Source organism: Citrobacter sp. Cb031 (genome assembly GCF_030336725.1).
In the GTDB taxonomy this organism is placed as follows: domain Bacteria; phylum Pseudomonadota; class Gammaproteobacteria; order Enterobacterales; family Enterobacteriaceae; genus Citrobacter; species Citrobacter braakii.
The window spans coordinates 34,121-60,966 of record NZ_JAOWDA010000008.1 but is presented as its reverse complement, the minus strand read 5'-3'; the positions used below and the strand labels follow the sequence as shown (position 1 = coordinate 60,966).

Genomic DNA, 26,846 nt, shown 5'->3' with positions numbered 1-26,846 from the left:
GGGGCTTTGAGAGTTTTGTTTAGTATTTGCGCGGCAGATCACGCAATAAACGAATTGTGCAAATTAGCGGCAAACTTAATTTTGAAGGGAACTAGCAAAAATTGATTAAATCTCGCGATAACATGTAGTTATCTAAAGGATTATTGAAAAGGTGATCTATCTCTGAATTAGACAAAAGAGTGAGGAGTTAGAGGGGGTTTATAACTCTAAAGTGGTATTTTACATACACTTACAATTGATTAAAGACAACATTTTCAGTGTGGTTTCTTGTTACAAATAGGGTGGAGCAATGTCATGACAGTATTCGTGTGGTTGCTGTTATGGAAAACAATAAAAGAACCGCCATTGCAGATAATGGCGTCATCTGGATGAGACCCCTATGGCAAGGATAAAATCACGCGTACGCCGTTTCTTCAGCCTGTTATTACCTTTATTATTTATTTCTGCTGTTCACGCTGAACAAACTCCTGTACCCGCAAAAACCGTCACCGTTGAAGCGAAGAATGAAACCTTCGCTCCTCAGCATCCCGATCAATATCTCTCATGGAAAGCCACGTCTGAGCAATCAGCCCGTGAAGATGCGCTGGCAGAAGATCCGCGTCTGGTGATCCTGTGGGCGGGATATCCATTCTCGCGCGATTACAACAAACCGCGTGGACACGCCTATGCCGTGACCGATGTACGTGAAACCTTACGTACCGGCGCCCCAAAAACGGCTGAAGACGGCCCGCTGCCGATGGCCTGCTGGAGCTGTAAAAGCCCGGACGTAGCACGTCTGATCCAGAAAGACGGTGAAGATGGCTACTTCCACGGTAAATGGGCGCGCGGCGGTCCGGAAATTGTTAACAACCTCGGCTGTGCAGATTGCCATAACACTGCGTCACCAGACTTCGCCAAAGGCAAGCCAGAGCTGACGCTGTCGCGTCCTTATGCAGAACGCGCGATGGAAGCAATCGGCAAACCGTTTGAGAAAGCCGGTCGCTTTGATCAGCAATCCATGGTCTGCGGTCAGTGCCACGTGGAATACTACTTCGACGGTAAAAACAAAGCCGTTAAGTTCCCGTGGGACGAGGGCATGAAAGTCGAGAACATGGAGAAATACTACGACACCATCGCCTTCTCTGACTGGACCAACTCCCTGTCGAAAACGCCGATGCTGAAAGCGCAGCACCCGGAATATGAAACCTGGAGCGCGGGCATTCACGGCAAGAACAACGTGACCTGTATCGACTGTCACATGCCGAAAGTGCAAAACGCGGAAGGCAAGATCTACACCGACCATAAGATTGGTAACCCGTTCGATAACTTTGCTCAGACCTGTGCGAACTGTCACACCCAGGATAAAGCGTCCCTGCAAAAAGTGGTCGCCGAGCGTAAACAGGCTATTCATGACCTGAAAATCAAGGTCGAAGATCAGCTGGTTCATGCGCACTTCGAAGCGAAAGCTGCATGGGATGCGGGCGCGACTGAAGCGGAAATGAAGCCGATTCTGGAAGATATCCGTCACGCACAATGGCGCTGGGACCTGTCTATCGCCTCACACGGTATTCACATGCACGCTCCGGAAGAGGGTCTGCGGATGCTGGGTAGTGCGATGGATAAAGCCGCCGATGCGCGTACCAAACTGGTCCGTCTGCTGGCGACTAAAGGCATCACCCATGAAATCCCGTTACCGGATATCTCTACCAAAGAGAAAGCCCAGGCGGCGATTGGTCTGAACATGCAGCAAATCAATGCTGAGAAGCAGGACTTCATCAAAACGGTGATTCCGCAGTGGGAAGATCAGGCGCGTAAAAACGGTCTGTTAAGCCAATAACCCCATTTCGCCCCGTCAGGGGCGGATAACTCAACGGAGTGAATATGAGCGTATTACGTTCGTTATTAACTGCTGGGGTGCTGGCGTCAGGCTTGTTCTGGAGCCTGAGTGGAATCACTGCCACGCCAACGCCGCAGGAGTCGGATCAACGCTGGACGGTTACCCAACAGCGTAATCCGGATGCCGCCTGTCTGGATTGTCACAAGCCAGATACCGAAGGCATGCATGGTAAGCATGCAGAAGTCATCAACCCGAATAACAAACTGCCGGTCACCTGCACCAACTGTCACGGCCAGCCGTCACCGAACCACCGTGAAGGGGTGAAGGATGTGATGCGCTTTAATGAGCCGATGTACAACGTTGAACAGCAGAACAGCGTCTGTATGTCCTGCCACCTGCCTGAGCAGCTACAAAAAGCGTTCTGGCCACACGATGTCCACGTAACCAAAGTGGCGTGTGCCAGCTGTCACTCACTGCATCCGAAGCAAGACACGATGCAGACGCTAAGTGATAAAGGACGGATCAAGATTTGCGTCGATTGCCACAGCGATCAGCGTAACAATCCGAACTTTAACCCGGCGTCGGTTCCGTTGCTTAAGGAGCATCCATGAGTTGCTCTCGTCGCCAGTTTATCACCCGCGTCGGCGCGCTGGTGGCAGTGAGCGGGACGGCGGGACGCGTTGTGGCGAAGACGCTGAACATCAACGGCGTACGTTACGGTATGGTACATGATGAGTCACTATGCATCGGCTGTACGGCCTGCATGGATGCTTGTCGGGAAGTAAACAACGTGCCGGAAGGGGTATCGCGTCTGACGATTATTCGCAGCGAGCCGCAGGGGACGTTTCCTGATGTGAAGTATCGTTTTTTCCGTCATTCGTGCCAGCATTGCGACCATGCCCCCTGCGTTGACGTCTGCCCGACGGGGGCATCGTATCGCGATGCCGCCAGCGGTATTGTGGATGTGAACCCGGACCTGTGCGTTGGCTGCCAGTACTGTATCGCCGCGTGTCCTTATCGCGTGCGCTTTATCCATCCGGTTAGCAAAACGGCGGATAAATGCGATTTCTGTCGGAAAACCAATCTGAAAGCGGGCAAGCAGCCCGCCTGCGTTGAGTCATGTCCGACGAAGGCGCTGACGTTTGGTAATCTGGACGATCCCAACAGCGATATCTCCCGCTTGTTGCTGCAGAAAACCACCTACCGTTACAAGCTGGCGTTGGGCACAAAACCGAAGGTCTACCGCGTTCCCTTTAAATTTGGGGAGGTGAGCCAATGACATCCGCTTCTGCATTTCATTTTGAATCACTGGTGTGGGACTGGCCCATTGCCATTTATCTGTTCCTGATTGGCATCTCCGCCGGACTGGTCACGCTGGCGATTCTGCTGCGTCGTTTCCATCCGGAGGCGGGCGGTTCTGACAGCACGCTGCTACGCACTACGCTGGTGTTAGGGCCGGGGGCGATTATCTTCGGTCTGCTGATTCTGGTGTTCCACCTGACGCGTCCATGGACCTTCTGGAAACTGATGTTCCACTACAGCTTCACTTCGGTGATGTCGATGGGGGTCATGTTGTTCCAGTTGTACATGGTGGTGCTGGTGCTGTGGCTGGCAAAAATCTTTGAAAAAGAGGTGATTGCTCTGCAACAGCGCTGGCTGCCGCGATTAGGGATCGTACAGAAAATGCTGACGTTGATTGCGCCGTTTCATCGCGCGCTGGAGACGTTAATGCTGGTGCTGGCGGTCCTGCTCGGGGCGTACACCGGTTTTCTGCTGTCGGCGCTGAAATCCTACCCGTTCCTGAATAACCCGATCCTGCCGGTGCTGTTCCTGTTCTCCGGGATCTCCTCCGGCGCGGCGGTGGCGCTGATCGCCATGGCGTTACGTCATCGTAGCAATCCGCACAGTACCGAAGCGCACTTTGTGCATCGCATGGAAGTCCCGGTGGTATGGCTGGAGATCTTCCTGCTGGCGGCGTTTTTCGTCGGTCTGGCGCTGGGCGATGACGGCAAAATGCGCGCGCTGGCGGCGGCACTGGGCGGTGGATTCTGGACCTGGTGGTTCTGGCTGGGCGTGGCCGGGCTTGGGCTGATACTGCCGATGCTGCTAAAACCTTGGGCCAACCGCAGTTCGACGTTTCATGGCGTGCTGGCAGTGTGCGGTGCCAGCCTGACCGGCGTACTGCTGCTGCGCTTTTTTATTCTCTATGCGGGTCAGCTAACCGTTGCGTAAGGTGATATCTGGACGTTCTCCTTCCTGAAGCCGGTTTTCTGGCACTGTTGTTAAGCCTTGGGGTCAACGTGTTGACCCCGCTTGCCGTGTTGGTGGGTGTCCGCCAGCGCTGGCAAGGCGTAATGCGCCTGGCAAGCGTGGGCATGTGGACGCAGTTTTCGCTGCTGCTGCTGGCCTTTGCCATTCTGATATTCTGCTTTTTGACCAGCGACTTTTCGGTGGTCTACGTTGCTCAGCATAGCTACAGCCTGCTGCCGTGGGGATTAAAACTGGCGGCGGTGTGGGGCGGGCATGAAGGATCGCTGCTGCTGTGGGTGCTGTTTCTTTCCGGCTGGAGCGCGCTGTTCGCCTTGCGCTATCGGCGTGATTCCGACCTGCTGTTTCCGTTAACGCTCAGCGTCCTCGCACTGATAACGGCCCTGCTGCTGCTGTTTGTGGTGGTATGGTCCGATCCGTTCGTGCGTATCTTCCCGCCAGCCATTGAAGGGCGCGACCTTAACCCGATGCTGCAACATCTCGGGTTAATCCTCCATCCGCCGCTGCTGTACCTGGGTTACGGTGGCTTGATGGTGGCGGCAGGTGTGGCGCTGGCCTCGCTGCTGCGCGGTGACTTTAATGCGCAGAGCGCCGGGGTGTGCTGGCGCTGGGCGCTGCCTGGCTGGTGTGCGCTGACGCTGGGGATTATCCTCGGCTCCTGGTGGGCCTACTGTGAGTTGGGCTGGGGCGGCTGGTGGTTCTGGGACCCGGTAGAAAATGCCTCCTTATTACCCTGGCTTTCCGCCAGTGCGCTGCTGCATAGTCTGTTCATCACGCGCCAACGTGGGATCTTCCGCCACTGGTCGCTGCTGCTGGCGATCGTCACGCTGATTTTATCGCTGCTGGGGACGCTGATTGTGCGTTCCGGCATTCTCGTTTCCGTGCACGCTTTTGCGCTGGATAACGTCCGCGCCACGCCGCTGTTTGCGCTGTTTACCGTATTGAGCCTGGCATCGCTCGGGCTATACGCCTGGCGGGGACAGCAAGTCCGCCAGAATGCGCGTTTTGGCGGCTGGTCGCGCGAGATGCTGATTCTGGTCGCGCTATTACTTTTTTGCGCGGTGCTGCTGATTGTGCTGATTGGCACCCTTTACCCGATGATTTACGGGTTGTTCGGCTGGGGGCGGCTCTCCGTGGGCGCACCGTACTTTAACCGTGCTACGCTGCCCTTTGGCCTGCTGATGCTGCTGGTTATCGTGCTGGCGACGATCAGAAGCCGCAAAGTGCCTGTGCGTTGCCAGCTTCCGGCACTGCTGGCGCATGCCGGGGTGCTGGTGTTTGCGGCTGGGATCGTCTTTTCCAGCGGTAGTCGTCAGGAGATAAGCCTGAATCTCAGCCCCGGGCAGCAGGTGGAACTGGCGGGCTATATTTTTCGTTTTGAGCGTCTCGACCTGGAAGCAAAAGGTAACTACACCAGTGAAAAAGCGCAGATCACGCTGTGGCAGAATGAGAAACGCATTGGCAGCCTGCAGCCTGAAAGACGCTTCTATGCCGCGCGCCGTCAACAGATGATGGAGCCGGGGATCCGCTGGAATCTGATGCATGACTGGTATGCGGTAATCGGCGAAAAAACCGGACCGGACCGTTATGCCATGCGCTTGTACGTACAGACCGGCGTGCGCTGGATTTGGGGCGGGGGACTGTTAATGGTCTTTGGTGCGCTGCTGAGCGGATGGCGAGGGAGAAAGCGCGATGCATAAACTAATCAACGCGTTGCCGGATGGCGGCGAACGGGGTGTGAAAACGGTAGGTCGGATAAGCGCAGCGCCATCCGGCAGAACATGTTTACTCTTAGCTATCATTTTGTTTTTCATCGCCTTCGCGACACATGCCCAGGTTGTGGACACATGGACTTTTGCCAACCCGCAACAACAGGAAAAAGCGTTGTCTATTGCCAGTCAACTGCGCTGTCCACAGTGTCAAAACCAAAACTTGCTGGAATCCAATGCGCCGGTAGCAGTCAGTATGCGCCACCAGGTTTATAGCATGGTGGCGGAAGGGAAAAGTGAAGCCGAGATAACGACGTGGATGACCGATCGCTACGGTGATTTTGTGCGCTACAACCCGCCGTTGAATGAGCAAACGCTGCTGCTGTGGGCGTTGCCGTGCCTGCTGTTATTGCTGGTGGGCGTGGTGGTCTGGCGGGTGAGAAGGCGTCAGCGCGTAGAGGAGGATGTGCAATGAGCCAGTCCAACCATTCCCCTGCGCCGTTACGCCCACTCCCCGTGAAGTGGCTGACCGCTGCGACGGTGCTGATGGTTGTGGCCTGCATCGGAGGTTACCTGTTGACGCCAAAATGGCAGGCGGTGCGTCAGGAACAGACGCGGTTGGCGGACCCATTACATGCGTTCACCGATGAAAATGTTCAGGAAAAACAGCTGCTTTTACTGCAATCGCAAATTCGTGCTAATCCACAGGACGGTGTGAAATGGGCGCAACTTGGTGAGTACTATCTTTGGCAAAACGCGTATCATAATGCGCTGCTTGCCTACGAGCAGGCGCTGCGTGTAGGGGGTGAAAATGCTGAGATCTATTCAGCGCTGGCAACGGTATTGTATTACCAGGCCGGGCAGCATATGACACCGCCCACTCGCGAGATGATTGATAAGGCTCTGGCGCTGGACCCGACAGAGGTCACTGCGCTGATGCTGTTAGCCTCAGATGCGTTTATGCAGGCAGACTACGCCCAGGCCATTTCAGTGTGGCAAAAAGTTATGGATTTAAACTCGCCGAGGGTGAACCGGGCACAGCTCATAGACTCTATTAATATGGCGAAGTTGTTGCAGAATCGGCAAAAATAAATTTGTTTCTTTTGTGATTTGTATCATTTGGCCTGTTTAAAAAACAGGCGAACGAACAAATGAGCAAAAAAAACTCACGCCATGACTTCTTCATTTTTGAACATATTAAAATTCTTTTATAACAAAAAGTTATTCATCATTACCCCGACAAAATTGCATTTTTATGCATAAATTCAGCTGAAGGCTCTGTTCCTGGAGGGTTGCGCGAGACAGTACGCAAATGATAATGATAATAAGCGTTAAAAAACTCCATAAACGAACGCAACACAATTCATACCCTTTCAGTATGTACTATTACCACACACCGCATGTGGAATAGCGCTCCATCGAGGAAGTCCGTTGTTATGAAAAATTTGAAAGTCAGCCTGGCATGGCAGATTCTGATCGCTATGGTGCTGGGCATTCTGCTGGGGAGTTACCTGCATTACCATAGTGACAGCCGTGAATGGCTGGTTGTAAACCTGCTGTCACCGGCGGGCGATATCTTTATCCATCTGATCAAAATGATTGTGGTGCCCATTGTTATCTCTACGCTGGTTGTCGGTATCGCCGGGGTCGGTGATGCAAAACAGCTGGGCCGTATTGGCGCCAAAACTATTATCTATTTCGAAGTAATCACCACCGTGGCGATTATCCTGGGTATCACGCTGGCGAATGTGTTCCAGCCAGGTACCGGGGTGGATATGTCGCAACTGGCGACCGTGGATATTTCGAAATATCAAAGCACGACCGCAGAAGTACAGAGCCACGCGCATGGCCTGATGGGGACTATTTTGTCACTGGTGCCAACCAACATCGTCGCATCGATGGCAAAAGGCGATATGCTGCCGATTATCTTCTTCTCGGTGCTGTTCGGTTTAGGTCTGTCTTCACTGCCGGCAACTCACCGCGAGCCGTTGGTTACCGTATTCCGCTCTATTTCCGAAACCATGTTTAAAGTCACTCACATGGTTATGCGCTACGCGCCAGTCGGCGTTTTCGCGCTGATTGCCGTTACCGTCGCGAACTTCGGTTTTGCCTCCTTGTGGCCGCTGGCGAAGCTGGTGCTGTTGGTGCATTTCGCCATTCTGTTCTTCGCGCTGGTGGTGCTGGGGATCGTGGCGCGCATCTGCGGTTTGAGCATCTGGATCCTGATCCGCATTCTGAAAGACGAGCTGATTCTGGCTTACTCTACCGCCAGCTCCGAGAGCGTGCTGCCGCGCATTATTGAGAAGATGGAAGCCTATGGCGCGCCAGCTTCAATCACCAGCTTTGTGGTGCCGACCGGCTACTCATTCAACCTTGATGGTTCAACTCTGTACCAGAGTATCGCCGCTATCTTTATCGCGCAGCTGTACGGTATCGACCTGTCGCTGTGGCAGGAAATCGTGCTGGTGCTGACGCTGATGGTGACCTCAAAAGGGATTGCGGGTGTGCCGGGCGTATCATTCGTGGTGCTGCTGGCTACGCTGGGCAGCGTGGGGATCCCACTGGAAGGCCTGGCGTTTATCGCCGGTGTTGACCGTATCCTCGACATGGCGCGTACCGCGCTGAACGTGGTGGGTAATGCGCTGGCGGTACTGGTTATCGCCAAGTGGGAACACAAATTTGACCGCAAGAAAGCGCTGGCCTATGAGCGCGACGTGCTGGGTAGATTTGATAAGACCGCTAATCAGTAATTCATGACAGCTTGCCGGATAAGCGTAGCGCCATCCGGCAATGCAAATCATTACCCGTTTGTTAACTTATCAAACTCTTCGCAGCCGGTATCGAATCCTTCCATACAGCTCAGATTCAGCCAGTGCAGCGCCTTCTGTTTATTCTTCACGATAAAACCCTGTTCACCGTTTAAGAACATCATCCCTGCCCAGTATTCGGAATAACCGGTGCGGGAAATGGCTGAGCTTCGTTTGAAATACCATGTCGCTTTCTCATCATCAGCGGGTATGCCCACACCGTTGGCGTAAATCAGGCCGAGCAGCATTTGCGCGTCGACGGCGGAGTCATTTTCCAGGTCTTCGGAGGCGTTTTGCAGCAAGGTAATGGCTTTAGGGTAATCGGTACGTCCAGCCTGGGTGTTGACCAGAATCCGCGCCAGGGTAAGTTCTCCCGCTTTACTGCCCGCTTTGGCTGCTTTTTCCGCCAGCGTTTTAGCCTGGGGGTAATCCAGACTGACCGGATTCGTAATTTTGATTTGCGCCAGTAGCGCGCAGGCGTCGGCATCGCCGTTGTCGGCGGCTTTTTGCGCCCAATACTCGGCTTTGCTCAAATCGCCCGAACTGAACCAGGTATCGGCAAGAAAGTACTGTGCGCGACGATCCCCTGCCTCAGCGGCCTGTAAGTACTGGCTTCCTGGCTCAGTATCACTGGCATGGGCAAAGAATGTCATAAAGAACATCAATGCAATGAGTTGTTTCATTTTGAGTTTTATTTAGGGTACGGAATGAACAGTATAAAGAGATCGTATGGATAAAAAAACAGCCTCCGGGCGGAGGCTGTTGCAGAACAGTTACGTAAACGGACTAACCCATCGCGCTTTCGCGCAGGCTGGCTTTCAGCTTGGTGTACTCATCAATGACATACTGCTCGGCAGCGCGCTGATCGGCAATGCGTTCAACGTTAACGGCACAGTACTTGTACTCCGGCGTTTTGGTAATCGGGCTTAAGTTCTCGGTTACCAGCTCATTACATGCGCCAATCCACCACTGGTAGGTCATGTAAATCGCGCCTTTGTTTGGACGATCGCTGACTGCTGCACGGGTAATGACCCGGCCTTTACGCGAGTTAACCCATACCAGCTCTTCATCCTGGATGCCCAGGCGTGCTGCGTCGGCGGTGTTGATCTGGGCATAGCCCGGTTCATCCGCCAGCGCGGCCAGCGCCGCACAGTTACCGGTCATTGAACGGCAAGAGTAGTGGCCGACTTCACGCACCGTAGACAGCACCATCGGGTACTCCTCAGTGAGTTTGTCGATTGGCGCTACCCAGTCGCAGGTAAAGAACTGCGCCAGACCGTTCGGGGTATCGAACTTCTCTTTGAAGAGATAAGACGTACCCTGGTCGGCTTCTGAGGTGTCGCGGCAAGGCCACTGGATATAGCCCAGTTCACCCATTTTCTCGTAAGTGGCACCGTAGAAATCCGGGCACAGATGACGCAACTCATCCCAGATTTCCTGGGTGTTGTTGTAGTGCATCGGGTAGCCCATACGGGTGGCGATTTCACTGATAATCTGCCAGTCCGTTTTCAGATCCCACTTCGGCTCAACGGCTTTAAAGAAGCGCTGGAAGCCACGGTCAGCCGCGGAGAAGACGCCTTCATGCTCGCCCCATGACGTAGACGGTAAAATAACGTCTGCGGCAGCGGCAGTTTTGGTCATGAAGATATCCTGCACGATGACCAGTTCCAGATCCTCAAAGCCTTTGCGCACTGCGGAGAGTTCAGCATCGGTCTGTAATGGATCTTCACCCATAATGTACGCCGCGCGGACTTCGCCATGCGCCGCACGGTGCGGCAGTTCACTGATGCGATAGCCGGTATGTGCAGGCAGACTTTCCACGCCCCAGGCTTTAGCGAACTTCTCGCGGTTAGCCGGATCTTTCACATACTGATAGCCCGGATAGGTATCCGGTAGCGCGCCCATGTCGCATGCGCCCTGAACGTTGTTCTGGCCACGAACCGGGTTAACGCCCACGCTTGGCTTACCGAGGTTGCCGGTCAGCATTGCGAGGCTGGTCAGTGAACGCACGGTTTCCACACCCTGATAGAACTGGGTAACACCCATGCCCCACAGGATGGCCGCGCTTTTTGCCGTGGCGTACATACGGGCAGCCTGACGAATATCCTGTGCGCTAACGCCAGTGACATCTTCGACGGACTCCGGCGTGTAGCCTTCGACAATCTTGCTGTACTCTTCGAATCCTTCGGTACGGGAGGCGACGAACGCCTGGTCGTACAGTTTTTCTTCGATGATGACATGACCCATAGCGTTGAGCAGCGCGATGTTCGAGCCGTTTTTCAACGAGATGTGCATATCGGCAATACGCGCGGTTTCAATTTTGCGCGGATCGCAGACGATAATTTTCGCCCCGTTACGTTTAGCGTTAATCACGTGATTCGCCACGATCGGGTGGGAATCCGCCGGGTTGTACCCGAAGATGAACACTAAATCTGTGTTATCAATTTCATTGATAGCATTACTCATTGCGCCGTTACCGACCGATTGGTGCAGACCTGCAACCGAAGGGCCGTGTCAGACGCGAGCGCAGCAGTCAACGTTATTGGTACCAATAACGGCGCGCGCGAATTTTTGCATTACATAGTTGGTTTCGTTACCCGTACCGCGAGATGAACCGGTCGTCTGAATAGCGTCCGGGCCATACTTCGCTTTGATGGCGCTCAGACGAGTGGCGACGTAATCAAGCGCTTCATCCCAGGAAACGGATTCCAGTTTGCCGCCACGCTGGCGACGGATCATTGGGGTTTTCAGACGAGGGGTCAGGATCTGGGTATCATTGATAAAATCCCAGCCATAGTAGCCCTTCAGACACAAGGTACCCTGGTTGGTTTTCCCCTGCGCCGCTTCAGCCCGGACGATTTTGCCGTTATCGACCACCAGGTTGATTTTGCAACCTGATGCGCAATATGGGCAAACCGTGACGACTTTTTTCATCGGTCTCGCTCCAGTTAATCAAATCACGCATACGCGCTTGTCGCTTGAGTTATGCATCTTTTATGCCATGTTTTTATCAGGGGCATTAGTCGATATTACGGGCGAATTTTGCGCAAAACCCTGACGAAAAACAGGCTGTCGTCATATTTGACGTGACGAATCTCCAATACGTGACGGCCCGGCAGTGTGACCGAGGTTATGTTTCCCACACATCCTTGTGCCTTATCGCTGTCACTCTGTGCAGAATCAATCACACTCATTTAAGTTGGCCAGAAATGGGGAAAAACAATGAAGCCAGCCATACTGGTTGTGGATGATGACATCGCTGTCTGCACACTTTTACAGGATGTGCTGAGCGAACACGTCTTTGCAGTGACCGCATGTCACACCGGGCAGGAGGCGCTGCGCTGCATTGAGACTCAGCCGGAAATCGCTCTGGTATTGCTGGACATGATGTTGCCTGATATTAACGGTCTGATGGTGCTGCAGCAGGTGCAAAAGATGAGACCCGGATTACCGGTGGTGATGCTGACCGGGCTTGGCAGCGAGTCGGATGTGGTTGTCGGGTTGGAAATGGGCGCTGACGACTACATCGGTAAACCGTTCAATGCGCGGGTGCTGGTGGCGCGGGTAAAGGCGGTACTCAGACGCGTCGGCGTGTTAACGGCAGAAAGTGGCAGCCCGCAAACCACGGGGCTTTCTTTTAACGGTTGGCATCTCGATACCGCCGGTTGCCAGTTACATAATCCTCAGCAACTGAAGGTGGAGTTGACGCAGGGGGAATACAGCCTGCTGCTGGCGCTGGCCCAAAACGCCCGCCGGGTACTTAGCCGAGAACAGCTGCTGGAACTGACGCGCAGCGACAGCGTTGAGGTGTTTGACCGCACCATTGACGTGCTAATCATGCGGTTACGGCGAAAAATAGAGCACAACCCGCATCAGCCGATGCTGATCAAAACCCTGCGCGGACTGGGCTATGTGTTTGCCGCCGACGTTCAGCATCATGATAAGGCGGCGTAAACGTCTTATCCGGCTTACAAGGACGCTATATCGGCTTTTAACTCTGCCAACGTTTTCGCGCCGTCTATCGCGTTGGCGCACAGCAAACTGGCCCGTGCGCAGGCGTGTGCCAGCCTGACGCTGTCCGTCAGCGACCAGCGTTCATGACAGCCATACAAAAATCCGGCGCAAAACGCATCTCCCGCCCCGACGCTGCCAACGATCTCCTCCGGCGCCAGGTACTGTGACGGGATCCAGACGCCCGGCAGATCCGGCGCTTCACCCCAGGCGCCTTCCGGACAGTGGATAACCACCCGCTGGCGAACGCCCGCATTCAGCAGTTCGCGCGCAGCGGTGGCGATGTGCGCAATATGCAGCTCCCCGTTGGGCTGGCGGATCTCCAGCCCGCTGAATTCCCCGGCTTCCAGCTCGTTAATTACCAGATAGTCGAGATGGCGCAGAGCTGGCATCACCAACGGCTGATAGCGCGGGTCGCCCTTGCGTGAAACCAGATCCAGTGATGTTTCAAAGCCGTTGTTGCGCATTTGCGCCAGCAGCCGTGCGCTACGCGTGCCGTACTCCTCATCCGGCATGTCCAGACTGTCGAGCAGCAGCAGATAGCCAAGATGGAAGATTTTCATCGAGGTATCCAGTTGCTCAAAAGCGGGTAGATCCAGCAGCCGGTTGGCGCCGGGGGAGTGGAAAAAGGTGCGCTGACCGCTGGGATCGGTCATCACCTGTGACATCGACGTGGGGGCGAAAGTCGTGCGCTGCACATGTTGGCGATTAACATGATACTGCTCCAGCATCGCCATGATGTAGTCGCCGTCGCTATCCTGACCGATTAACCCCACCGCCTGCAGCGGCAGTCCGGTGTGCATTTTCGCCAGCGTCAGCAGTACGTTCAGCGGCGCACCGCCCGTCGCGCGTTCGCTACGGATGATTTCCGCCAGCCAGCCGCGTTCCGGCCACTGCACAATTTGATGCACATGATCGACCAGCATGTTGCCTGCGGCGATAACGCCTCTGCGTTCCATCAGACCCGTCCCGCGCTGCCAAAAATACGCATCTGTTCTGAAACGGTATCGGTAATGGCCTCTTCAATGGCGAGCAGCAGTTCGGCGAATTCGTCGTACAGGGGCTGACGATTCGCTATTCTTGTCTCTACCGCTGACAGCGCCGCCTGCGACATGCCGGTATAGAAGTTGATTTTGTGAATGCCGAGTTCAATTGCGCGCTTGAAATCGTCGTTGCTGATGCCGGAACCGCCGTGCAGTACCAGCGGGATCGCCGCCTGCTGGCGAAGGGCGTCCAGACGCGGAAAGTCGAGCACCGGTTCGCCTTTATATTTGCCGTGTGCATTACCAATGGCGACCGCCAGCGCGTCAATCCCGGTTCTGTCGACGAAATCACGTGCCATCATCGGGTCGGTAAATAGCGACTCGTCGGCATGACCATACAACGCGCCGCCCTCATCGCCTCCCACCGCGCCCAGTTCGGCTTCCACCGATACGCCGACGGCGTGACACATCTTCACCACTTCGCGGGTTTGACGAATATTTTCTTCATACTCCAGCGTGGAGCCATCAAACATCACTGAACTGAAACCTAAGCGCAGTGCCCGAACCACCGACTCAAAGTGCAGGCCGTGGTCAAGGTTCAGCACTACCGGAATGTCATGCCGCGCGGCTTCGAACTTGACCGCTTCGACCAGAGAATCCAACGAGATATATTTAAAATGCACCTCGGCGATGTTGATGATAAACGGCGAACGTTCCTGCTTTGCTGCGGCAAACAGCGCGCGCAGGAAGTGTGAGTCCAGAACGTTAAACGCCCCTAAGGCATAGCGGTGCTCGCGGGCATGGGCAAGGCCATCGGCGAGAGATATCAACGGCATAATGCGCTCCTTGGTTAGCGGAACAGGCGATACTCATTACACAGCACCAGCTGCGCCGGTTCGTCTTCTTCAATGTCGTTATAGCGGGCGATCGGTTGCAGAAAGTGGTTATCGTGGTCGTCGTCATTAACAGAAGAAACCTCGCCGACCAGCACGTCGCCAAAACCTTCTTCCGCCCAGAAGCTGTGATACAGGCCCGGTGGCAGGCAGATGCTTTCACCCGGCGTCAGGCGCAGTTGACTGCCTGCCGCATGGGTTTGCCGACAGCCGTCAATCACCACGCTCACGTCGCTGTCCTCCGTTTGTTCTCGGAGCCCCGCATTCCACAGTTCCACAATTAAATTACCGCCGCCGCGATTGATAATGTCTTCGCGTTTGCGCCAGTGAAAATGCATCGGCGTCACCTGCGCATCGCGAACATGCATGATTTTCTCGGCGTAGCATTTCTCGTAAGGCATTCCTTTGGGCGAGCCATTACGCAGGGTAAACAGCGTTAACCCTTGCGCGGCGAAATTGTTGCCGCCAAACGCGGTGACATCCCAACCGAGCTTAAGGTCGAAAACTTCGCTCCAGGCTGCGGGATCAAGCTTGCGCCATTGGGTCGGCGGGAAACTGGCGAAAGGGGGGAGATGCACGTCGTGCAGAGAGAAAAACTGGCGCGTGTGGCCCAGTATCTCGTTGATAGCGGAACGTTTCATCGGCAGAATCCTCCTTAATATCATGCCGGATGGCGCTGCGCTTATCCGGTCTACAAAATCATACCGATCTTGTAGGTCGGATAAGGCATTTTTGCCGCCATCCGGCGTTGTTGTGGCGGGTTATTTCACCGTCCAACCCTTATAGCTGCCGACGTTGTTTTTATCGATCATCGTCACCGGGATCAGTACGGGCTCTTTCGGGGCGGGTTTCCCCTGCAATATGTCATAGCCGATTTCGACCGCTTTGGCAGCCATCACCTGCGGATCTTGTGCAGGCGTCGCCACAAATAGTGAGTTTTCCCGCTTCAACGCTTCTTCAGCGTCTGGCGATCCGTCTACGCCGACAATAAAGAATTCGCTACGTTGTGCCTGTTTTGCTGCCAGATCGGCACCGATCGCCGTAGGATCGTTAATGGCGAATACGCCGTCGATCTTCGGATTCGCCGCCAGCAGCGCGGTCATGATCTCCAGTCCGCCTTCGCGACTGCCTTTGGCGTTTTGGTTATACGACAGCACCTTGATATCCGGGTGGCGTTTAAACTCGGTCTGGCAGCCTTCCACGCGGTTCTGGACGGCGGAAACCGGCGGCCCGTTGATAATGACGACGTTGCCTTTCCCTTTCAGACGGTCGGTAATGTATTTACAGGCCATTTCACCCGCCTGGGTGTTATCGGAGGTAATGGTCGCATCTGCGCCTTCCGCCGCTACGTCAACGGCAACCACTACAATCCCTGCGTCTTTCGCGCGTTTTACCGCTGGGCCGATGCCTTTGGAGTCGGCGGCGTTAAGAATAATCATGTCGACCTTGGCGGCAATAAAGTTGTCGATTTGCGACACCTGTTGTCCCAGATCGTAGCCGCTGGAAACCAGCGTCACTTTAACGCTATCACCCGCCAGTTTGCGTGCTTCCAGTTCCGCGCCTTTGGTGATCTGCACGAAGAACGGGTTGGCCAGATCGCCCACCGTAACGCCGATCGATTTCAGTTCTTTTGCCTGCACAAACGGAGCTGCAGCAAGCAGTGCGCCAGCACAGAGCGCGGTGACTAAGGGCTTCAATCTCATGCTGTATTCCTCGAAGTAAGATGTTGTTGTTATGCACTTTGATGGTGTCGGGTACGGTATTTGTCGATCAGTACCGCTATGATGATCACCGCCCCTTTGATCACCAGTTGCCAGAAATAGGAGACGCCCATCAGCGTCATGCCGTTATTGAGCGTGGCGATAATCAACGCCCCTACCAGCGTGCCGGTGATGGTACCGATCCCCCCAACAAAGCTGGTACCGCCGAGGATCACCGCCGCGATGGCGTCCAGCTCGTAACCCATGCCTAAGTTGCCGTTGGCGCTGTATAGCCGCGAGGCGCTCATCACCCCGCCAAGACCTGAGAGCACACCGCTCATGCCGTAGACGAACAGCAGCACCAGCCACACTTTGATACCGGTTAAACGAGCGGCCTGCATATTGCCGCCGACCGCATAAATATGAACGCCGAGTGTGGTGCGCCTAAGAATGAACCAGCACATCACCACCACCGCCAGCGCAATGACCACTAGCCACGGAACCGGACCAAGATAGTTGTTACCGATCCACTCAAAGCTGATATTGGAATTGATCACCGTCGTGCCGTCGGCCAGCAGATAGGCCGCGCCGCGCAGCGCCGTATACGTTCCAAGCGTGACGATAAACGGTGGCAGTCCGGCAAAAGCAACCAGCGCGCCGTTAAACAACCCCAGCACCAGACCGAGCATCAACGCCGCCGGAATCGACAGCATGGCAAATTCAGGGATCAGCGAAACGACCATAGCCGCGACGGCGGTGGTGCCGAGAATCGAGCCAACCGAGAGGTCGATCCCGCCGGTCAAAATAATGAAAGTCATGCCAGCCGCCAGCACGATGTTGATCGACGCCTGGCGGGTTATATTCAACAGGTTGCTTTCGGTAAAAAAGTTTGGCGCGATAAAGCCAAATACCGCCACTATCAGGATGAGAATCGGCAAGATGCCGACCGTTTGCATCAGATCGCTCATCAGCAATTTTTTCGCGGAGGCGGATTTCGCCACCTGCTGGGGAGTGGTTGGATTATTCATGGGACACCGCCTGATGATGGGAGTCGTTCACGCCGGTTGCCAGCGTCATAATATTTTCCTGGGTAATACTTTGCCCGTTCAGCTCACCGGCAATGCTGCCTTCCCGCATGACGTACACGCGATCGCTCATACCGACAACTTCCGGCAATTCGCTGGAGATCATCAGGATCGCCACGCCTTTGCGCGCCATGTCGTTCATGATCCGGTAGATCTCGCTTTTGGCGCCAACGTCCACGCCGCGCGTGGGTTCATCGAGGATCAAAATGCGTGGGCCGATCGCGACCCAGCGTGAAATCAGCAGCTTTTGCTGATTACCGCCGGACAGCCCGCCCGCGCGTACCTGGGCGTGCGGAACGCGGATGTTGAGCAACTGGATGGCGTCATCGGAAATAGCCTGCGCCTTTTTGCGATCGAGCATGCCCCAGTTGGCGTCACGTTCCAGCGTCGCCATGGTGATGTTCTCTGCTGCCGCCAACTCTAAAAACAATCCCTGCTCTTTGCGGTTTTCCGTCAGAAAGCCAATGCCGTGGTCAATCGCCTCGCGAGGGGAGTGGATCACCACCGGTTCACCGTCTACTTCAATCATGCCGCCGATGGCTTTACGCACGCCAAAAATCAACTGAGCCAGTTCAGAACGCCCGGCGCCGACTAACCCGGCAAGGCCGACGATCTCCCCGGAGCGCACCAGTAAACTGCACGGCTGGACTTTATGGCCGTCGGTCAGGTGGTGGACGTTGAGGCGCGCTTTACCTAAGGGAATATCGCGCTCTTTGTTGAATAAATCGCTTAACGGTCGGCCCACCATCATGCGCACCAGCTCAGAGGCGTTGAGTTTGTCGCGGGTCAGGCTGCCTACATATTGCCCGTCGCGCAGGACGCTGACGCGGTCCGAGAGTTCATACACCTCCGCCATGCGGTGGCTAATGTAGATAATCGCCATCCCCTCATCGCGTAGGCGCATGATCAGTTCAAACAAGCGGTGGGTTTCACGTGAGGAGAGGGCGGCAGTGGGTTCATCCATCACCAGAATGCGGCTGTTACGGTGCAGGGCGCGGGCGATTTCCACCTGCTGCTGTTCGGCGATGGTCAACGTCATCACGCGATCGCTGGCCTTAAACTGGGCGCCGAGTCGGTCGATGACTTTCTGCGACTGCATCACCATCTCTTTACGCTGGACCAGACCGCCGCGCGACAGCTCGCTGCCAAGAAAGATATTTTCCGCCACCGTCAGGTTCGGCGCGAGCTGCATCTCCTGGTAAATCAGCGTGATGCCTGCGCTGAGCGCGTCTTTTGGCCCGCGAATGTGAAACGGCTGACCGTCGATCAGGATCTCACCGCTGGTGGCGGTATACGCGCCCGCGAGGATCTTCATCAGGGTGCTTTTCCCCGCGCCGTTCTCCCCCATCAAGGCATGAATCTCACCCGGCCAGACCGTTAAATCGACCCCTTTCAGCGCGTAAAATTTACCAAACGCTTTGGCAATGTTGCGCATCTCCAGAACCGGTGTCCTGCTCATAGCGGATCTCCTGTGGGGTGGCCGATATCAGCAGTCCATCACAGGAATGTAAATGCAAAATGTCAGAAGCCGTTCATATTTGTCATATTGCGATTTTTCTTCACGGAGCGTGATATGCCGCAACCAGGACGTCACTTTTTCGCCAGTGCGCGCGGACGATTGCTGTTCTTCAATCTGCTGGTGGTGACGGTCACGCTGATGGTAAGCGGTGTGGCGGTGCTGGGGTTTCAGCATGCCAGTCAAATCCAGGAACAGGTGCAGCAGCAAACCGTTGACGACATGACCGGCAGCATGAACCTGGCCCGGGATACGGCGAACGTGGCGACGGCGGCGGTGCGGCTGTCGCAGGTGGTCGGCGCGCTGGAATACAAAGGTGAAGCGGAGCGGCTGCAGGAGACGCAACGGGCGCTGAAGCATTCGCTGGAACAGCTGGCTACCGCGCCGTTGGCGCAGCAGGAGCCGGCGCTGGTCGAGCGTATTATCCAGCGCAGCCAGGAGCTACAAAGCAGCGTGGAAGGTATGCTGCAGCGCGGGCAACGGCGACATCTGGAACGTAACGCCCTGCTCAGTTCGCTGTATCAGAATCAAAGTTATTTACGCCATCTGCAAAAGCTGACCGGCGCGCAGGATGACGTGCTGCTGGGGCAGATAGACCGCTTAATTGTTGCCGCCATTGAAACACCCACGCCGCGTTCGGTGGTGAAACAACTGGACGGCGTGATGCCCGCGCTGCCTGTGCAAAATAGCAATCCGCTGATTACTAACATCCTCACCGACTTCAACCAGGAGTTGCATAAGCTGGAGCCACTCTCTTCCGCGCTTGAGCAGAGCGATTTGGCGATCAACTGGTATATGTTTCATATCAAAGCGCTGGTGGCGATCCTCAACAGCGATATCAACCGGTATGCTTCGCAGGTGGCGCTGATCTCCGAACAGCGGGTGGCGCAAAGTCATCAGGAACTGCAATCTGGCGCGTTGTTTATTTTGGTGTTTGCGCTGTTGGCGGTGGTGATCACCGGTTTTGCCGGCTGGTATATCTACCGTAACCTCGGTTCTAACCTGACGGCCATTTCGCGGGCGATGACCCGGCTGGCGCACGGTGAATCGGACGTTAGCGTCCCGGCCTTGCAGCGGCGCGATGAGCTGGGCGAGCTGGCCCGCGCCTTTAGCGTCTTCGCCCGTAATACGGCATCGCTGGAGCACACCACCCGACTGCTAAAAGAAAAAACCAGCCAGATGGAAATCGACCGCACCGAGCGCCAGGGGCTGGAGGAAGCGCTGTTGCACAGTCAGAAACTGAAGGCGGTAGGGCAACTGACGGGCGGATTAGCGCATGATTTCAATAACCTGCTGGCGGTCATTATTGGCAGCCTGGATCTGGTGAACCCAGACTCTCCTGACGCGCCACGGGTCAATCGGGCGCTAAAAGCCGCCGAGCGCGGGGCGCTCCTTACCCAGCGGCTGCTGGCCTTTTCGCGCAAACAGTCGTTGCATCCCCATGCGGTGGAGCTGAAAACGCTGCTGGAAAATTTGGGCGAACTGATGCGCCACTCTCTTCCGGCTACGTTGACGCTGGAGATTGAAGCCCAGTCTCCCGCCTGGCCCGCGTGGATTGATGTCAGCCAACTGGAGAACGCCATTATCAATCTGGTGATGAATGCCCGTGACGCCATGGACGGGCAGGCGGGCACGATTAAAATCCGTACCTGGAATCAGCGGGTCACGCGCAGCGATGGGCGTAAGCAGGATATGGTGATGCTGGAAGTTGCCGACCAGGGAAGCGGGATGTCGCAGGAGGTGAAAGCTCAGGTCTTCGAGCCGTTTTTCACCACCAAACAGACCGGCAGCGGTAGCGGGCTGGGGTTGTCGATGGTCTACGGTTTCGTGCGCCAGTCCGGTGGCCGCGTGGAGATTGAAAGCGCCCCTGGGCAGGGAACGACGGTCAGATTGCAGCTTCCTCGCGCGGTTGTGCCGGTGCAGACACCGGTGGAGACAATCGCACAGCACACCCCGACTCGCGGTGAAAAACTGGTGCTGGTTCTCGAAGATGAAGCCGATGTGCGCCAGACGTTATGTGAGCAATTACACCTGCTGGGCTACCTGACGTTAGAGGCCGCCAACGGCGAACAGGCTATGCATATGCTGGCGGCTTCATCCGAGATTGATATTTTTATCAGCGACTTAATGCTGCCCGGCGGTTTAAGCGGTGTGGATGTGATTAATCATGCGCTGGCACATTATCCACAACTGAACATCCTGCTGATTAGCGGCCAGGATTTACGTCCGGCGCATAACCCGGCGCTGCCGGATGTGGCGTTATTGCGTAAGCCCTTCACCCGGGGAGAACTGGCGCAGGCGCTGCGGCATTCGCGTAATTGAGATTCCTCCGCTACCCGCGCAAATACGCTTTGATTACCGTGGGGCGAGTTTCTTGATGAGGCTGGTTTTATGCAACGCTCCGCGACATTCTTACTTTTCACTCTGCTGATGATGACCACCGTATCGGCGCAGGCCGATATTATCGATGACGCCATCGGCAATATTCAGCAGGCGATTAACGACGCCTACAAACCGGACAGCGGGCGGGACTATGACGACTCTCGTGATGAAAGCTGGCAGCGACAGATGAGTGACGATCGTCGCAGGCAGTATGATAATCGCCGCCGCCAGTTTGAAGACCGACGCCGCCAACTGGATGACCGCCAGCGCCAGCTCGATCAGGAACGGCGTCAGTTAGAAGACGAAGAGCGCAGAATGGAAGAAGATTACGATCGTTAGCGCAATCTTTCGCTGGCAAGGTTATAGGGGGCAGAGACCTGTTAACAAGCCTTTAAGTGCGATGTAAACCTACCTCAGCACAATCTCCATTCCGTCATACCCGGCTTCAAGCCCTGTCGGTAGCGGATTCTCCATCATCCACAAATCAAACTGATGACTGATATGCGTCAGGATCACCCGTGGGCAGCGGATAACCTCGTTCAAGGCGATAACGGTATTTACATCGCTGTGATTGCGCGGCGGCTCGGCGCGCGGGGCGTGGCTGCAGTCGATGATAATCACCTGAGGCTGGTTATTGTGGAGAAACTTCAGCGTCTTGTCGGGAAGTCCGGCGGTATCGGAGAGCCACGCCACGCGGCTGTGCGCGGTCTCCAGCAGATAGCCAAACGTCAGCTTTGAATGGTTGAGCGGGAGTGGTGTCACCTGCAACCCTTGCAGGTTAAACACTACGAATGGCGCGACGGTATGGCTAAAATCGAGGATGCCAGGGTGCTTAAACAGATCGTCGCATCCCTGTTCATCCGGCGGACCGTACACCGGGATAGTCGCCCCCACGCCCCAGCGCAGCGGAAACAGCCCCTGCACGTGATCCATATGGTAGTGGGTGAGCAGAAACTGCTGGAAGCTGCCTGCTGGCCAGTCGTCCATCAGATGCGGGATCCCCGCGTCCAGCAGCGTCACCGCATTGTTAAATTTGACCACCCCGCTACAAGGGCGTCGACGGTATTGCGCCTGTAAGCGTGCTCGTTGGCAAGCCGCACAGTCACAGCCAAATGCCGGCACCAGTTGCGCGCCGCCGGTTCCCGTCAGCGTAATGGTCAGACTCATGGCTCCCCCTACAACGGTTTGGTGAAGCGAAAATGGCTCATGGTATAGCCTTCGCGCTGGTAAAAGCGGTGCGCGTCAAGGCGTTGGGTACTTGTCGAAAGCTCGGTTATTTCTGCGCCCGCTTCGCGCGCGGTGGCTTCGGCCCAGGCCAGTAACTGACTACCCACTTTTAGTCCTCGCGCCTGTGGCATCACCACCAGTTCCTGAATCTCGCCAATCCAGTTGGCGTGGTGCAGATGAAACTGCAGGTGCAGACCGATCAAGCCGACGACCTGTCCGTCGAGCAGCGCCAGCTGGTAGTGCATATTGGGATCTTGCAGATTTGCGGCGTAGCCGGCGCTAAAGGCCTGCAGGTCGAATTGGCCCTGTTTCAACTCACAGATAAGCGCGTAAACCGCATCGGTATCGTATAGCGTGGCGCGGCGTAATTCACAGACAGACATGTTTCTTCTCCTTGCGTCCCATCAGTGTGAGCAGTGTATCGACAGACTGTAGCAAACTTCCATCATTGTTCAGGACGTGGCAGTCATACGGCGTGTAGCGTGCCGCACGTTCAAGGCGGGCAGCGATTTCCATTTCGCTCTCCCGTCCACGTGCCTGCAGGCGCTGGCGTAAAATGGCCGGGGAAACCTGTAAGCAAATGGGAAGTAAAGAAGCGCCGTAACGGGCCTGCGCCTGAGACAGATGCGCGCGCGAGCCATTGACCACCACATCAAAACCGGCGTGCAGCCAGAGGTCAATCTCTACGCCGACGCCGTAATAGAAGCCGTTGGCGTGCCAGCTCAGCGCCAGCAGGTTCTGCCTGGCGCGGGTAAAAAACTCTGGTTCGCTGAGGGCAATATGGTTTTCATTCCCTGCGTTGGCGGCGCGGGTGATGTAACGGTGCGCCACCAGCAGTTGCGCAGGTTCCTGCTGGCGAAGTTCTGCCAGTAGACTGTCCTTACCGGAGCCGGACGGCCCCATCAGCCAGATCAGTTTCCCCATAGTCAGAATACCCTTTTGCCCTGACGCCAGACGTGGTCAATATGGATGTGATCGCCTTTGCGATGCGCCAGCACCAGATCCGCGCGTTTACCTTCGGCTACAACGCCACGATCGTCGAGATTTAATGCCCGCGCCGGATTGCGGGTCACCAGACGAATGGCCTGCGGCAGCGTAAAGCGGTTGGCGTCATCGTCTGCCACGCGAAATGCCGCATCGAGCAGGCTGGCGGGGTAGTAGTCGGAGGAGAGAATATCCAGCAGCCCCAGCTCAGCCAGCTTATGCGCCGCCACGTTGCCGGAGTGAGAACCGCCGCGCACGATGTTGGGCGCGCCCATCAGCACGTTCATGCCATGCTGGCGCGAGGCCTCTGCGGCGGCAAAAGTAGTAGGAAATTCGGCGATCACGCTGCCAAGTTGATGCGATTCCAGCACATGATCGCAGGTAGCATCGTCATGGCTCGCCAGCGCTATCTGGCGCTCACGACACATCTGAGCAATCGCTGTGCGGTTGGGTTGCGACCAACGTGCAGCCAGAGCTAACTGTTCTTCTTCGTAGCGGACCATTTGCTCGTCGGTAAGTGAATACTTGCCCTGATAGTACTCGCGGTACTTCTCGCGATTGGCAAACTGACGCTGGCCGGGGGAGTGGTCCATCAGCGATACCAGCGTCACCGGCTCACGACTGACCAGTTTTTCAAACAGCGGTAGGGTGGTGTGATGCGGCAGCTCGCAGCGCAAATGCAGGCGGTGCTCGGCGCGATTGACCCCGCGCTTTTGCGTCTCTTCCACCGCGTTGATCATCTTCTCCAGATTTTCCAGACGGTCACCGCCGTCGCGCACATCGCCAATCGCCACCGCGTCCAGCACGGTGGTAATGCCGCTGGCGACCATCAGCGCGTCGTGGCTGCTCATCGCCGAGTGGGCGGGCCAGTCTACCTTCGGGCGCGGGGTGAAAAACTTGTCGAGATTGTCGGTATGCAGCTCGATAAGCCCTGGCAGCAGCCAGCCGCCTTCTCCGTCCATCGCTTGGGCCAGTTGGCTCTGACTTTCGGCAAAGGCGCGGATCGTTCCGCCCTCAATTTCCAGCGATCCTTGCACCACTTCATCTTCCAGCACCAGCTTTACATTATTGATAATCATGCTGTTGTTCCCATCAGGTGCAGGCGATCCGCGACGCGGTCGCGCACGGTTTGATCGTGAAAAATGCCGACAATTGCCGCGCCGCGGGCTTTCGCTTCTTCAATCAATGCGACGACGGCGGCGCTGTTTTTGGCGTCCAGCGAGGCGGTGGGCTCATCGAGGAGTAGAATCGGGTAATCGACGATAAACCCTCGGGCGATATTGACGCGCTGCTGTTCGCCCCCGGAAAACGTCGACGGCGCCAGATGCCACAGCCGCTCCGGTACGTTCAGGCGGGTAAGCAGGTTAGCCGCTTTGGCTGCGCACTCCTCGCGCGACACGCCGAGATCCAGCAGCGGCTGCATCACCACATCCAGCGCAGAAATCCTTGGGATCACGCGCAAGAACTGGCTGACCCAGCCGATGGTTGAACGGCGAACTTCCAGCACTTTACGCGCCGGAGCCTGCACCAGATCGACCCATTCGCCGCTGTGGCGGATGTGGATGTGTCCTTCATCCGGCAGGTAGTTGGCGTACAGCGAACGCAGCAACGTGGATTTGCCGCTGCCAGAGTGACCGTGCAGCACCACGCATTCGCCGTTTTTAACTTCCAGCGTGGCGTCTTGCAGCACCGGCAGACGCACGCCGTTTTGCTGATGCAGTACAAAGGTTTTACTGACGTTTTCAACGCGGATCGCGTTCATTTTTAGCCTCTTTAAGCATTTTTGCGTTCGATTGCCTGATGGCGCTTCGCTTATCAGGCCTACAACCGATGCCGATCCGTTGGCCGGTCGCGAAGCGCCACCCGGCAAGACAAAATCAGTTTTGCAAAACAGACGACACCAGCAACTGGGTATACGGATGATGCGGGTCGTCGAGTACGCGGTCGGTTAACCCACTTTCCACCACCTGACCCTGCTTCATCACCAGCAAACGGTCGGCCAGCAGGCGCGCTACGCCCAGATCGTGGGTGACAATAACCACTGCCAGATCCAGTTCCACCACCAGGCCGCGCAGCAGGTCCAGCAGTTTGGCCTGTACGGAAACGTCCAGACCGCCGGTGGGCTCGTCCATAAACACCAGTTTGGGATGGGTGACGAGGTTGCGGGCGATCTGCAGGCGCTGCTGCATGCCGCCGGAAAAGGTGGTTGGCAGGTCGTCGATACGCGAGGCCGGGATCTCCACTTCCTCCAGCCAACGCTGCGCGGTGGCACGAATGTCGCCGTAGTGGCGCGCCCCGGTGGCCATCAGGCGTTCGCCGATATTGCCGCCAGCGGAGACCTGACGGCGCAGGCCATCCAGCGGATGCTGATGCACCACGCCCCATTCGGTGCGCAGCAGACGGCGACGGTCGGCCTCGTTCATGCCGTACAGCGAACGGTTCTGATACAAAATCTCACCGCTCTGCGGCGTCAGCCGTGAAGAGATCGATTTCAGCAGCGTGGTTTTGCCTGAACCGGACTCGCCGACGATACCCAGCACTTCGCCAGGCCACAGGTCAAAAGAGACATCGCTGAAGCCCTTGCCCGGCGCGTAGAGATGGGTCAGGTTGTTGACTGAAAGCAGCGGTTGCGTCATTTGCTGAGGGCCTCACTCTGTTGGCGGCAGTAGTCGGTGTCGGAGCAGACAAACATGCGTTTGCCGGTGTCATCGAGCACCACTTCATCGAGATAGCTGTGGGTTGAGCCACAGATGGCGCAAGGCTCATCCCAGCTCTGCACGGTAAACGGGTGATCGTCGAAATCGAGGCTTTCCACGCGGGTGTAAGGTGGAACGGCATAGATGCGTTTTTCGCGGCCTGCGCCAAACAGTTGCAGGGCCGGCATCATGTCCATCTTCGGATTGTCGAATTTTGGAATTGGCGACGGGTCCATGACGTAGCGGTCGTTAACCTTCACCGGATAGGCGTAAGTGGTGGCGATATGGCCGAAGCGGGCGATATCTTCATACAGTTTCACCTGCATGATGCCGTACTCTTCCAGCGCGTGCATGGTGCGGGTTTCCGTTTCGCGCGGCTCGATAAAGCGTAACGGCTCGGGGATCGGGACCTGGAAGATAATGATCTGGTCTTCCACCAGCGGCGTTTCCGGGATGCGGTGGCGGGTCTGGATCAGCGTCGCGTCTTCCGTGCGCTCGGTGGTGTTCACCCCGGTCACGCGTTTAAAGAAGTTGCGAATCGACACGGCGTTAGTGGTGTCATCTGCGCCCTGGTCAATTACCTTCAGCACGTCCGGTTCGCCAATCACGCTGGCGGTGAGCTGAATACCGCCGGTTCCCCAGCCGTAGGGCATCGGCATTTCACGTCCGCCAAACGGCACCTGGTAACCGGGGATCGCCACCGCTTTCAGAATCGCGCGGCGAATCATGCGTTTGGTCTGCTCATCAAGATACGCAAAGTTGTAGCCGG

24 protein-coding genes and 1 pseudogene are annotated in these 26,846 nt (G+C 56.1%); 10 read left to right on the top strand and 15 right to left on the bottom strand.

Features of this window, described 5'->3' with window-relative positions:
• Positions 1–379 precede the first annotated feature (379 nt).
• The 7 genes and pseudogenes from nrfA to gltP all read left to right on the top strand — a co-directional run bounded on the left by nrfA (position 380) and on the right by gltP (position 8,543).
• Positions 380–1,816 carry an ammonia-forming nitrite reductase cytochrome c552 subunit gene (nrfA, locus tag OGV93_RS00940; RefSeq protein ID WP_016155372.1) on the top strand — a complete coding sequence of 479 codons (1,437 nt, stop codon included), beginning with the start codon at positions 380–382 and terminating at the stop codon, positions 1,814–1,816.
• A gap of 44 nt (positions 1,817–1,860) precedes the next feature.
• Positions 1,861–2,427 carry a cytochrome c nitrite reductase pentaheme subunit gene (gene nrfB, locus OGV93_RS00935; RefSeq protein WP_005132587.1) on the top strand — a complete coding sequence of 189 codons (567 nt, stop codon included), beginning with the start codon at positions 1,861–1,863 and terminating at the stop codon, positions 2,425–2,427.
• Positions 2,424–3,095, top strand: coding sequence for a cytochrome c nitrite reductase Fe-S protein (gene nrfC / locus OGV93_RS00930; protein WP_016155373.1), 672 nt, complete (start codon positions 2,424–2,426; stop codon positions 3,093–3,095). Before nrfB ends, nrfC begins: the two co-directional genes overlap by 4 nt.
• A complete protein-coding gene (gene nrfD / locus OGV93_RS00925) occupies positions 3,092–4,048 on the top strand; it encodes a cytochrome c nitrite reductase subunit NrfD (protein WP_016155452.1) in 957 nt (318 codons plus the stop codon). Before nrfC ends, nrfD begins: the two co-directional genes overlap by 4 nt.
• Positions 4,049–4,056: 8 nt before the next feature.
• Positions 4,057–6,268, top strand: a pseudogene (gene nrfF / locus OGV93_RS00920) (heme lyase NrfEFG subunit NrfF).
• Complete coding sequence (gene nrfG, locus OGV93_RS00915; protein ID WP_047416048.1) at positions 6,265–6,885, top strand: heme lyase NrfEFG subunit NrfG; 621 nt, start codon at positions 6,265–6,267, stop codon at positions 6,883–6,885. The pseudogene nrfF and the gene nrfG overlap by 4 nt, the downstream one beginning before the upstream one ends.
• Before the next feature lie 344 nt (positions 6,886–7,229).
• Positions 7,230–8,543, top strand: coding sequence for a glutamate/aspartate:proton symporter GltP (gene gltP / locus OGV93_RS00910; RefSeq protein ID WP_016155378.1), 1,314 nt, complete (start codon positions 7,230–7,232; stop codon positions 8,541–8,543).
• Between the two features lie 50 nt (positions 8,544–8,593).
• Here gltP and yjcO read toward each other — a convergent pair whose 3' ends face one another.
• Positions 8,594–9,283 (bottom strand): Sel1 family TPR-like repeat protein YjcO, encoded by a 690-nt coding sequence (gene yjcO / locus OGV93_RS00905; RefSeq protein ID WP_016155379.1) that lies wholly within the window; start codon positions 9,281–9,283, stop codon positions 8,594–8,596.
• Between the two features lie 103 nt (positions 9,284–9,386).
• Complete coding sequence (gene fdhF, locus OGV93_RS00900; protein ID WP_287109305.1) at positions 9,387–11,534, bottom strand: formate dehydrogenase subunit alpha; 2,148 nt, start codon at positions 11,532–11,534, stop codon at positions 9,387–9,389.
• Between the two features lie 288 nt (positions 11,535–11,822).
• Here fdhF and OGV93_RS00895 point away from each other — a divergent pair, with 288 nt between their 5' ends.
• Positions 11,823–12,554, top strand: a complete 732-nt coding sequence (locus tag OGV93_RS00895; RefSeq protein WP_103928835.1) for a response regulator — start codon at positions 11,823–11,825, stop codon at positions 12,552–12,554.
• Between the two features lie 14 nt (positions 12,555–12,568).
• Here OGV93_RS00895 and OGV93_RS00890 read toward each other — a convergent pair whose 3' ends face one another.
• The 6 genes from OGV93_RS00890 to OGV93_RS00865 all read right to left on the bottom strand — a co-directional run bounded on the left by OGV93_RS00890 (position 12,569) and on the right by OGV93_RS00865 (position 18,731).
• Positions 12,569–13,573, bottom strand: a complete 1,005-nt coding sequence (locus OGV93_RS00890; protein WP_103928836.1) for a carbohydrate kinase family protein — start codon at positions 13,571–13,573, stop codon at positions 12,569–12,571.
• Positions 13,570–14,430, bottom strand: a complete 861-nt coding sequence (locus OGV93_RS00885) for a ketose 1,6-bisphosphate aldolase (RefSeq protein WP_016155383.1) — start codon at positions 14,428–14,430, stop codon at positions 13,570–13,572. Before OGV93_RS00885 ends, OGV93_RS00890 begins: the two co-directional genes overlap by 4 nt.
• A 14-nt stretch (positions 14,431–14,444) precedes the next feature.
• A complete protein-coding gene (locus tag OGV93_RS00880) occupies positions 14,445–15,128 on the bottom strand; it encodes a D-lyxose/D-mannose isomerase (RefSeq protein WP_053389713.1) in 684 nt (227 codons plus the stop codon).
• A gap of 120 nt (positions 15,129–15,248) precedes the next feature.
• Positions 15,249–16,190 carry an ABC transporter substrate-binding protein gene (locus OGV93_RS00875; protein ID WP_019077849.1) on the bottom strand — a complete coding sequence of 314 codons (942 nt, stop codon included), beginning with the start codon at positions 16,188–16,190 and terminating at the stop codon, positions 15,249–15,251.
• A gap of 29 nt (positions 16,191–16,219) precedes the next feature.
• Positions 16,220–17,215: an ABC transporter permease subunit gene (locus OGV93_RS00870; RefSeq protein WP_016155386.1), complete on the bottom strand. Its 996-nt coding sequence runs from the start codon at positions 17,213–17,215 to the stop codon at positions 16,220–16,222.
• Positions 17,208–18,731, bottom strand: coding sequence for a sugar ABC transporter ATP-binding protein (locus tag OGV93_RS00865; protein WP_016155468.1), 1,524 nt, complete (start codon positions 18,729–18,731; stop codon positions 17,208–17,210). Before OGV93_RS00865 ends, OGV93_RS00870 begins: the two co-directional genes overlap by 8 nt.
• A 114-nt stretch (positions 18,732–18,845) precedes the next feature.
• On the opposite strand from OGV93_RS00865, the gene OGV93_RS00860 reads away from it, so the two are divergent.
• Both OGV93_RS00860 and yjdP read left to right on the top strand, forming a co-directional pair.
• Positions 18,846–21,110 (top strand): hybrid sensor histidine kinase/response regulator, encoded by a 2,265-nt coding sequence (locus tag OGV93_RS00860; protein WP_103767214.1) that lies wholly within the window; start codon positions 18,846–18,848, stop codon positions 21,108–21,110.
• Positions 21,111–21,179: 69 nt separating this feature from the next.
• Positions 21,180–21,509 (top strand): DDRRRQL repeat protein YjdP, encoded by a 330-nt coding sequence (gene yjdP, locus OGV93_RS00855; RefSeq protein WP_016155470.1) that lies wholly within the window; start codon positions 21,180–21,182, stop codon positions 21,507–21,509.
• 69 nt (positions 21,510–21,578) lie between these two features.
• Here the strand turns inward: yjdP and phnP are convergent, their stop codons facing one another.
• The 7 genes from phnP to phnJ form a co-directional block, all read right to left on the bottom strand.
• Complete coding sequence (phnP, locus tag OGV93_RS00850; protein WP_016155390.1) at positions 21,579–22,337, bottom strand: phosphonate metabolism protein PhnP; 759 nt, start codon at positions 22,335–22,337, stop codon at positions 21,579–21,581.
• Positions 22,338–22,345: 8 nt separating this feature from the next.
• Entirely contained in the window at positions 22,346–22,780 is a 435-nt protein-coding gene (gene phnO, locus OGV93_RS00845) for an aminoalkylphosphonate N-acetyltransferase (protein ID WP_046274567.1), read from the bottom strand.
• The gene (gene phnN / locus OGV93_RS00840) at positions 22,767–23,321 is read right to left on the bottom strand and encodes a ribose 1,5-bisphosphokinase (RefSeq protein WP_287109304.1); all 555 of its coding nucleotides are present in this window, start codon (positions 23,319–23,321) and stop codon (positions 22,767–22,769) included. The genes phnO and phnN overlap by 14 nt, the downstream gene beginning before the upstream one ends.
• A gap of 2 nt (positions 23,322–23,323) precedes the next feature.
• Positions 23,324–24,460, bottom strand: coding sequence for an alpha-D-ribose 1-methylphosphonate 5-triphosphate diphosphatase (gene phnM, locus OGV93_RS00835; protein WP_103767212.1), 1,137 nt, complete (start codon positions 24,458–24,460; stop codon positions 23,324–23,326).
• The gene (phnL, locus tag OGV93_RS00830) at positions 24,457–25,143 is read right to left on the bottom strand and encodes a phosphonate C-P lyase system protein PhnL (RefSeq protein ID WP_047499592.1); all 687 of its coding nucleotides are present in this window, start codon (positions 25,141–25,143) and stop codon (positions 24,457–24,459) included. Before phnL ends, phnM begins: the two co-directional genes overlap by 4 nt.
• Positions 25,144–25,258: 115 nt before the next feature.
• Complete coding sequence (gene phnK / locus OGV93_RS00825) at positions 25,259–26,017, bottom strand: phosphonate C-P lyase system protein PhnK (RefSeq protein WP_003844769.1); 759 nt, start codon at positions 26,015–26,017, stop codon at positions 25,259–25,261.
• Positions 26,014–26,805 (bottom strand): alpha-D-ribose 1-methylphosphonate 5-phosphate C-P-lyase PhnJ, encoded by a 792-nt coding sequence (phnJ, locus tag OGV93_RS00820; protein ID WP_049259807.1) that lies wholly within the window; start codon positions 26,803–26,805, stop codon positions 26,014–26,016. The genes phnK and phnJ overlap by 4 nt, the downstream gene beginning before the upstream one ends.
• Positions 26,806–26,846: the final 41 nt, after the last annotated feature.

Coding starts and splice junctions, on each gene's coding strand:
- gltP (WP_016155378.1), top strand. CDS start 7,230: ATGAAAAATTTGAAAGTCAGCCTGGCATGGCAGATTCTGATCGCTATG.
- phnJ (WP_049259807.1), bottom strand. CDS start 26,805: ATGATTCGCCGCGCGATTCTGAAAGCGGTGGCGATCCCCGGTTACCAG.
- yjcO (WP_016155379.1), bottom strand. CDS start 9,283: ATGAAACAACTCATTGCATTGATGTTCTTTATGACATTCTTTGCCCAT.
- OGV93_RS00880 (WP_053389713.1), bottom strand. CDS start 15,128: ATGAAACGTTCCGCTATCAACGAGATACTGGGCCACACGCGCCAGTTT.
- OGV93_RS00895 (WP_103928835.1), top strand. CDS start 11,823: ATGAAGCCAGCCATACTGGTTGTGGATGATGACATCGCTGTCTGCACA.
- OGV93_RS00885 (WP_016155383.1), bottom strand. CDS start 14,430: ATGCCGTTGATATCTCTCGCCGATGGCCTTGCCCATGCCCGCGAGCAC.
- nrfB (WP_005132587.1), top strand. CDS start 1,861: ATGAGCGTATTACGTTCGTTATTAACTGCTGGGGTGCTGGCGTCAGGC.
- OGV93_RS00875 (WP_019077849.1), bottom strand. CDS start 16,190: ATGAGATTGAAGCCCTTAGTCACCGCGCTCTGTGCTGGCGCACTGCTT.
- nrfD (WP_016155452.1), top strand. CDS start 3,092: ATGACATCCGCTTCTGCATTTCATTTTGAATCACTGGTGTGGGACTGG.
- phnK (WP_003844769.1), bottom strand. CDS start 26,017: ATGACGCAACCGCTGCTTTCAGTCAACAACCTGACCCATCTCTACGCG.
- nrfC (WP_016155373.1), top strand. CDS start 2,424: ATGAGTTGCTCTCGTCGCCAGTTTATCACCCGCGTCGGCGCGCTGGTG.
- phnL (WP_047499592.1), bottom strand. CDS start 25,143: ATGAACGCGATCCGCGTTGAAAACGTCAGTAAAACCTTTGTACTGCAT.
- yjdP (WP_016155470.1), top strand. CDS start 21,180: ATGCAACGCTCCGCGACATTCTTACTTTTCACTCTGCTGATGATGACC.
- phnN (WP_287109304.1), bottom strand. CDS start 23,321: ATGGGGAAACTGATCTGGCTGATGGGGCCGTCCGGCTCCGGTAAGGAC.
- nrfA (WP_016155372.1), top strand. CDS start 380: ATGGCAAGGATAAAATCACGCGTACGCCGTTTCTTCAGCCTGTTATTA.
- phnO (WP_046274567.1), bottom strand. CDS start 22,780: ATGTCTGTCTGTGAATTACGCCGCGCCACGCTATACGATACCGATGCG.
- phnM (WP_103767212.1), bottom strand. CDS start 24,460: ATGATTATCAATAATGTAAAGCTGGTGCTGGAAGATGAAGTGGTGCAA.
- OGV93_RS00865 (WP_016155468.1), bottom strand. CDS start 18,731: ATGAGCAGGACACCGGTTCTGGAGATGCGCAACATTGCCAAAGCGTTT.
- nrfG (WP_047416048.1), top strand. CDS start 6,265: ATGAGCCAGTCCAACCATTCCCCTGCGCCGTTACGCCCACTCCCCGTG.
- OGV93_RS00860 (WP_103767214.1), top strand. CDS start 18,846: ATGCCGCAACCAGGACGTCACTTTTTCGCCAGTGCGCGCGGACGATTG.
- OGV93_RS00870 (WP_016155386.1), bottom strand. CDS start 17,215: ATGAATAATCCAACCACTCCCCAGCAGGTGGCGAAATCCGCCTCCGCG.
- phnP (WP_016155390.1), bottom strand. CDS start 22,337: ATGAGTCTGACCATTACGCTGACGGGAACCGGCGGCGCGCAACTGGTG.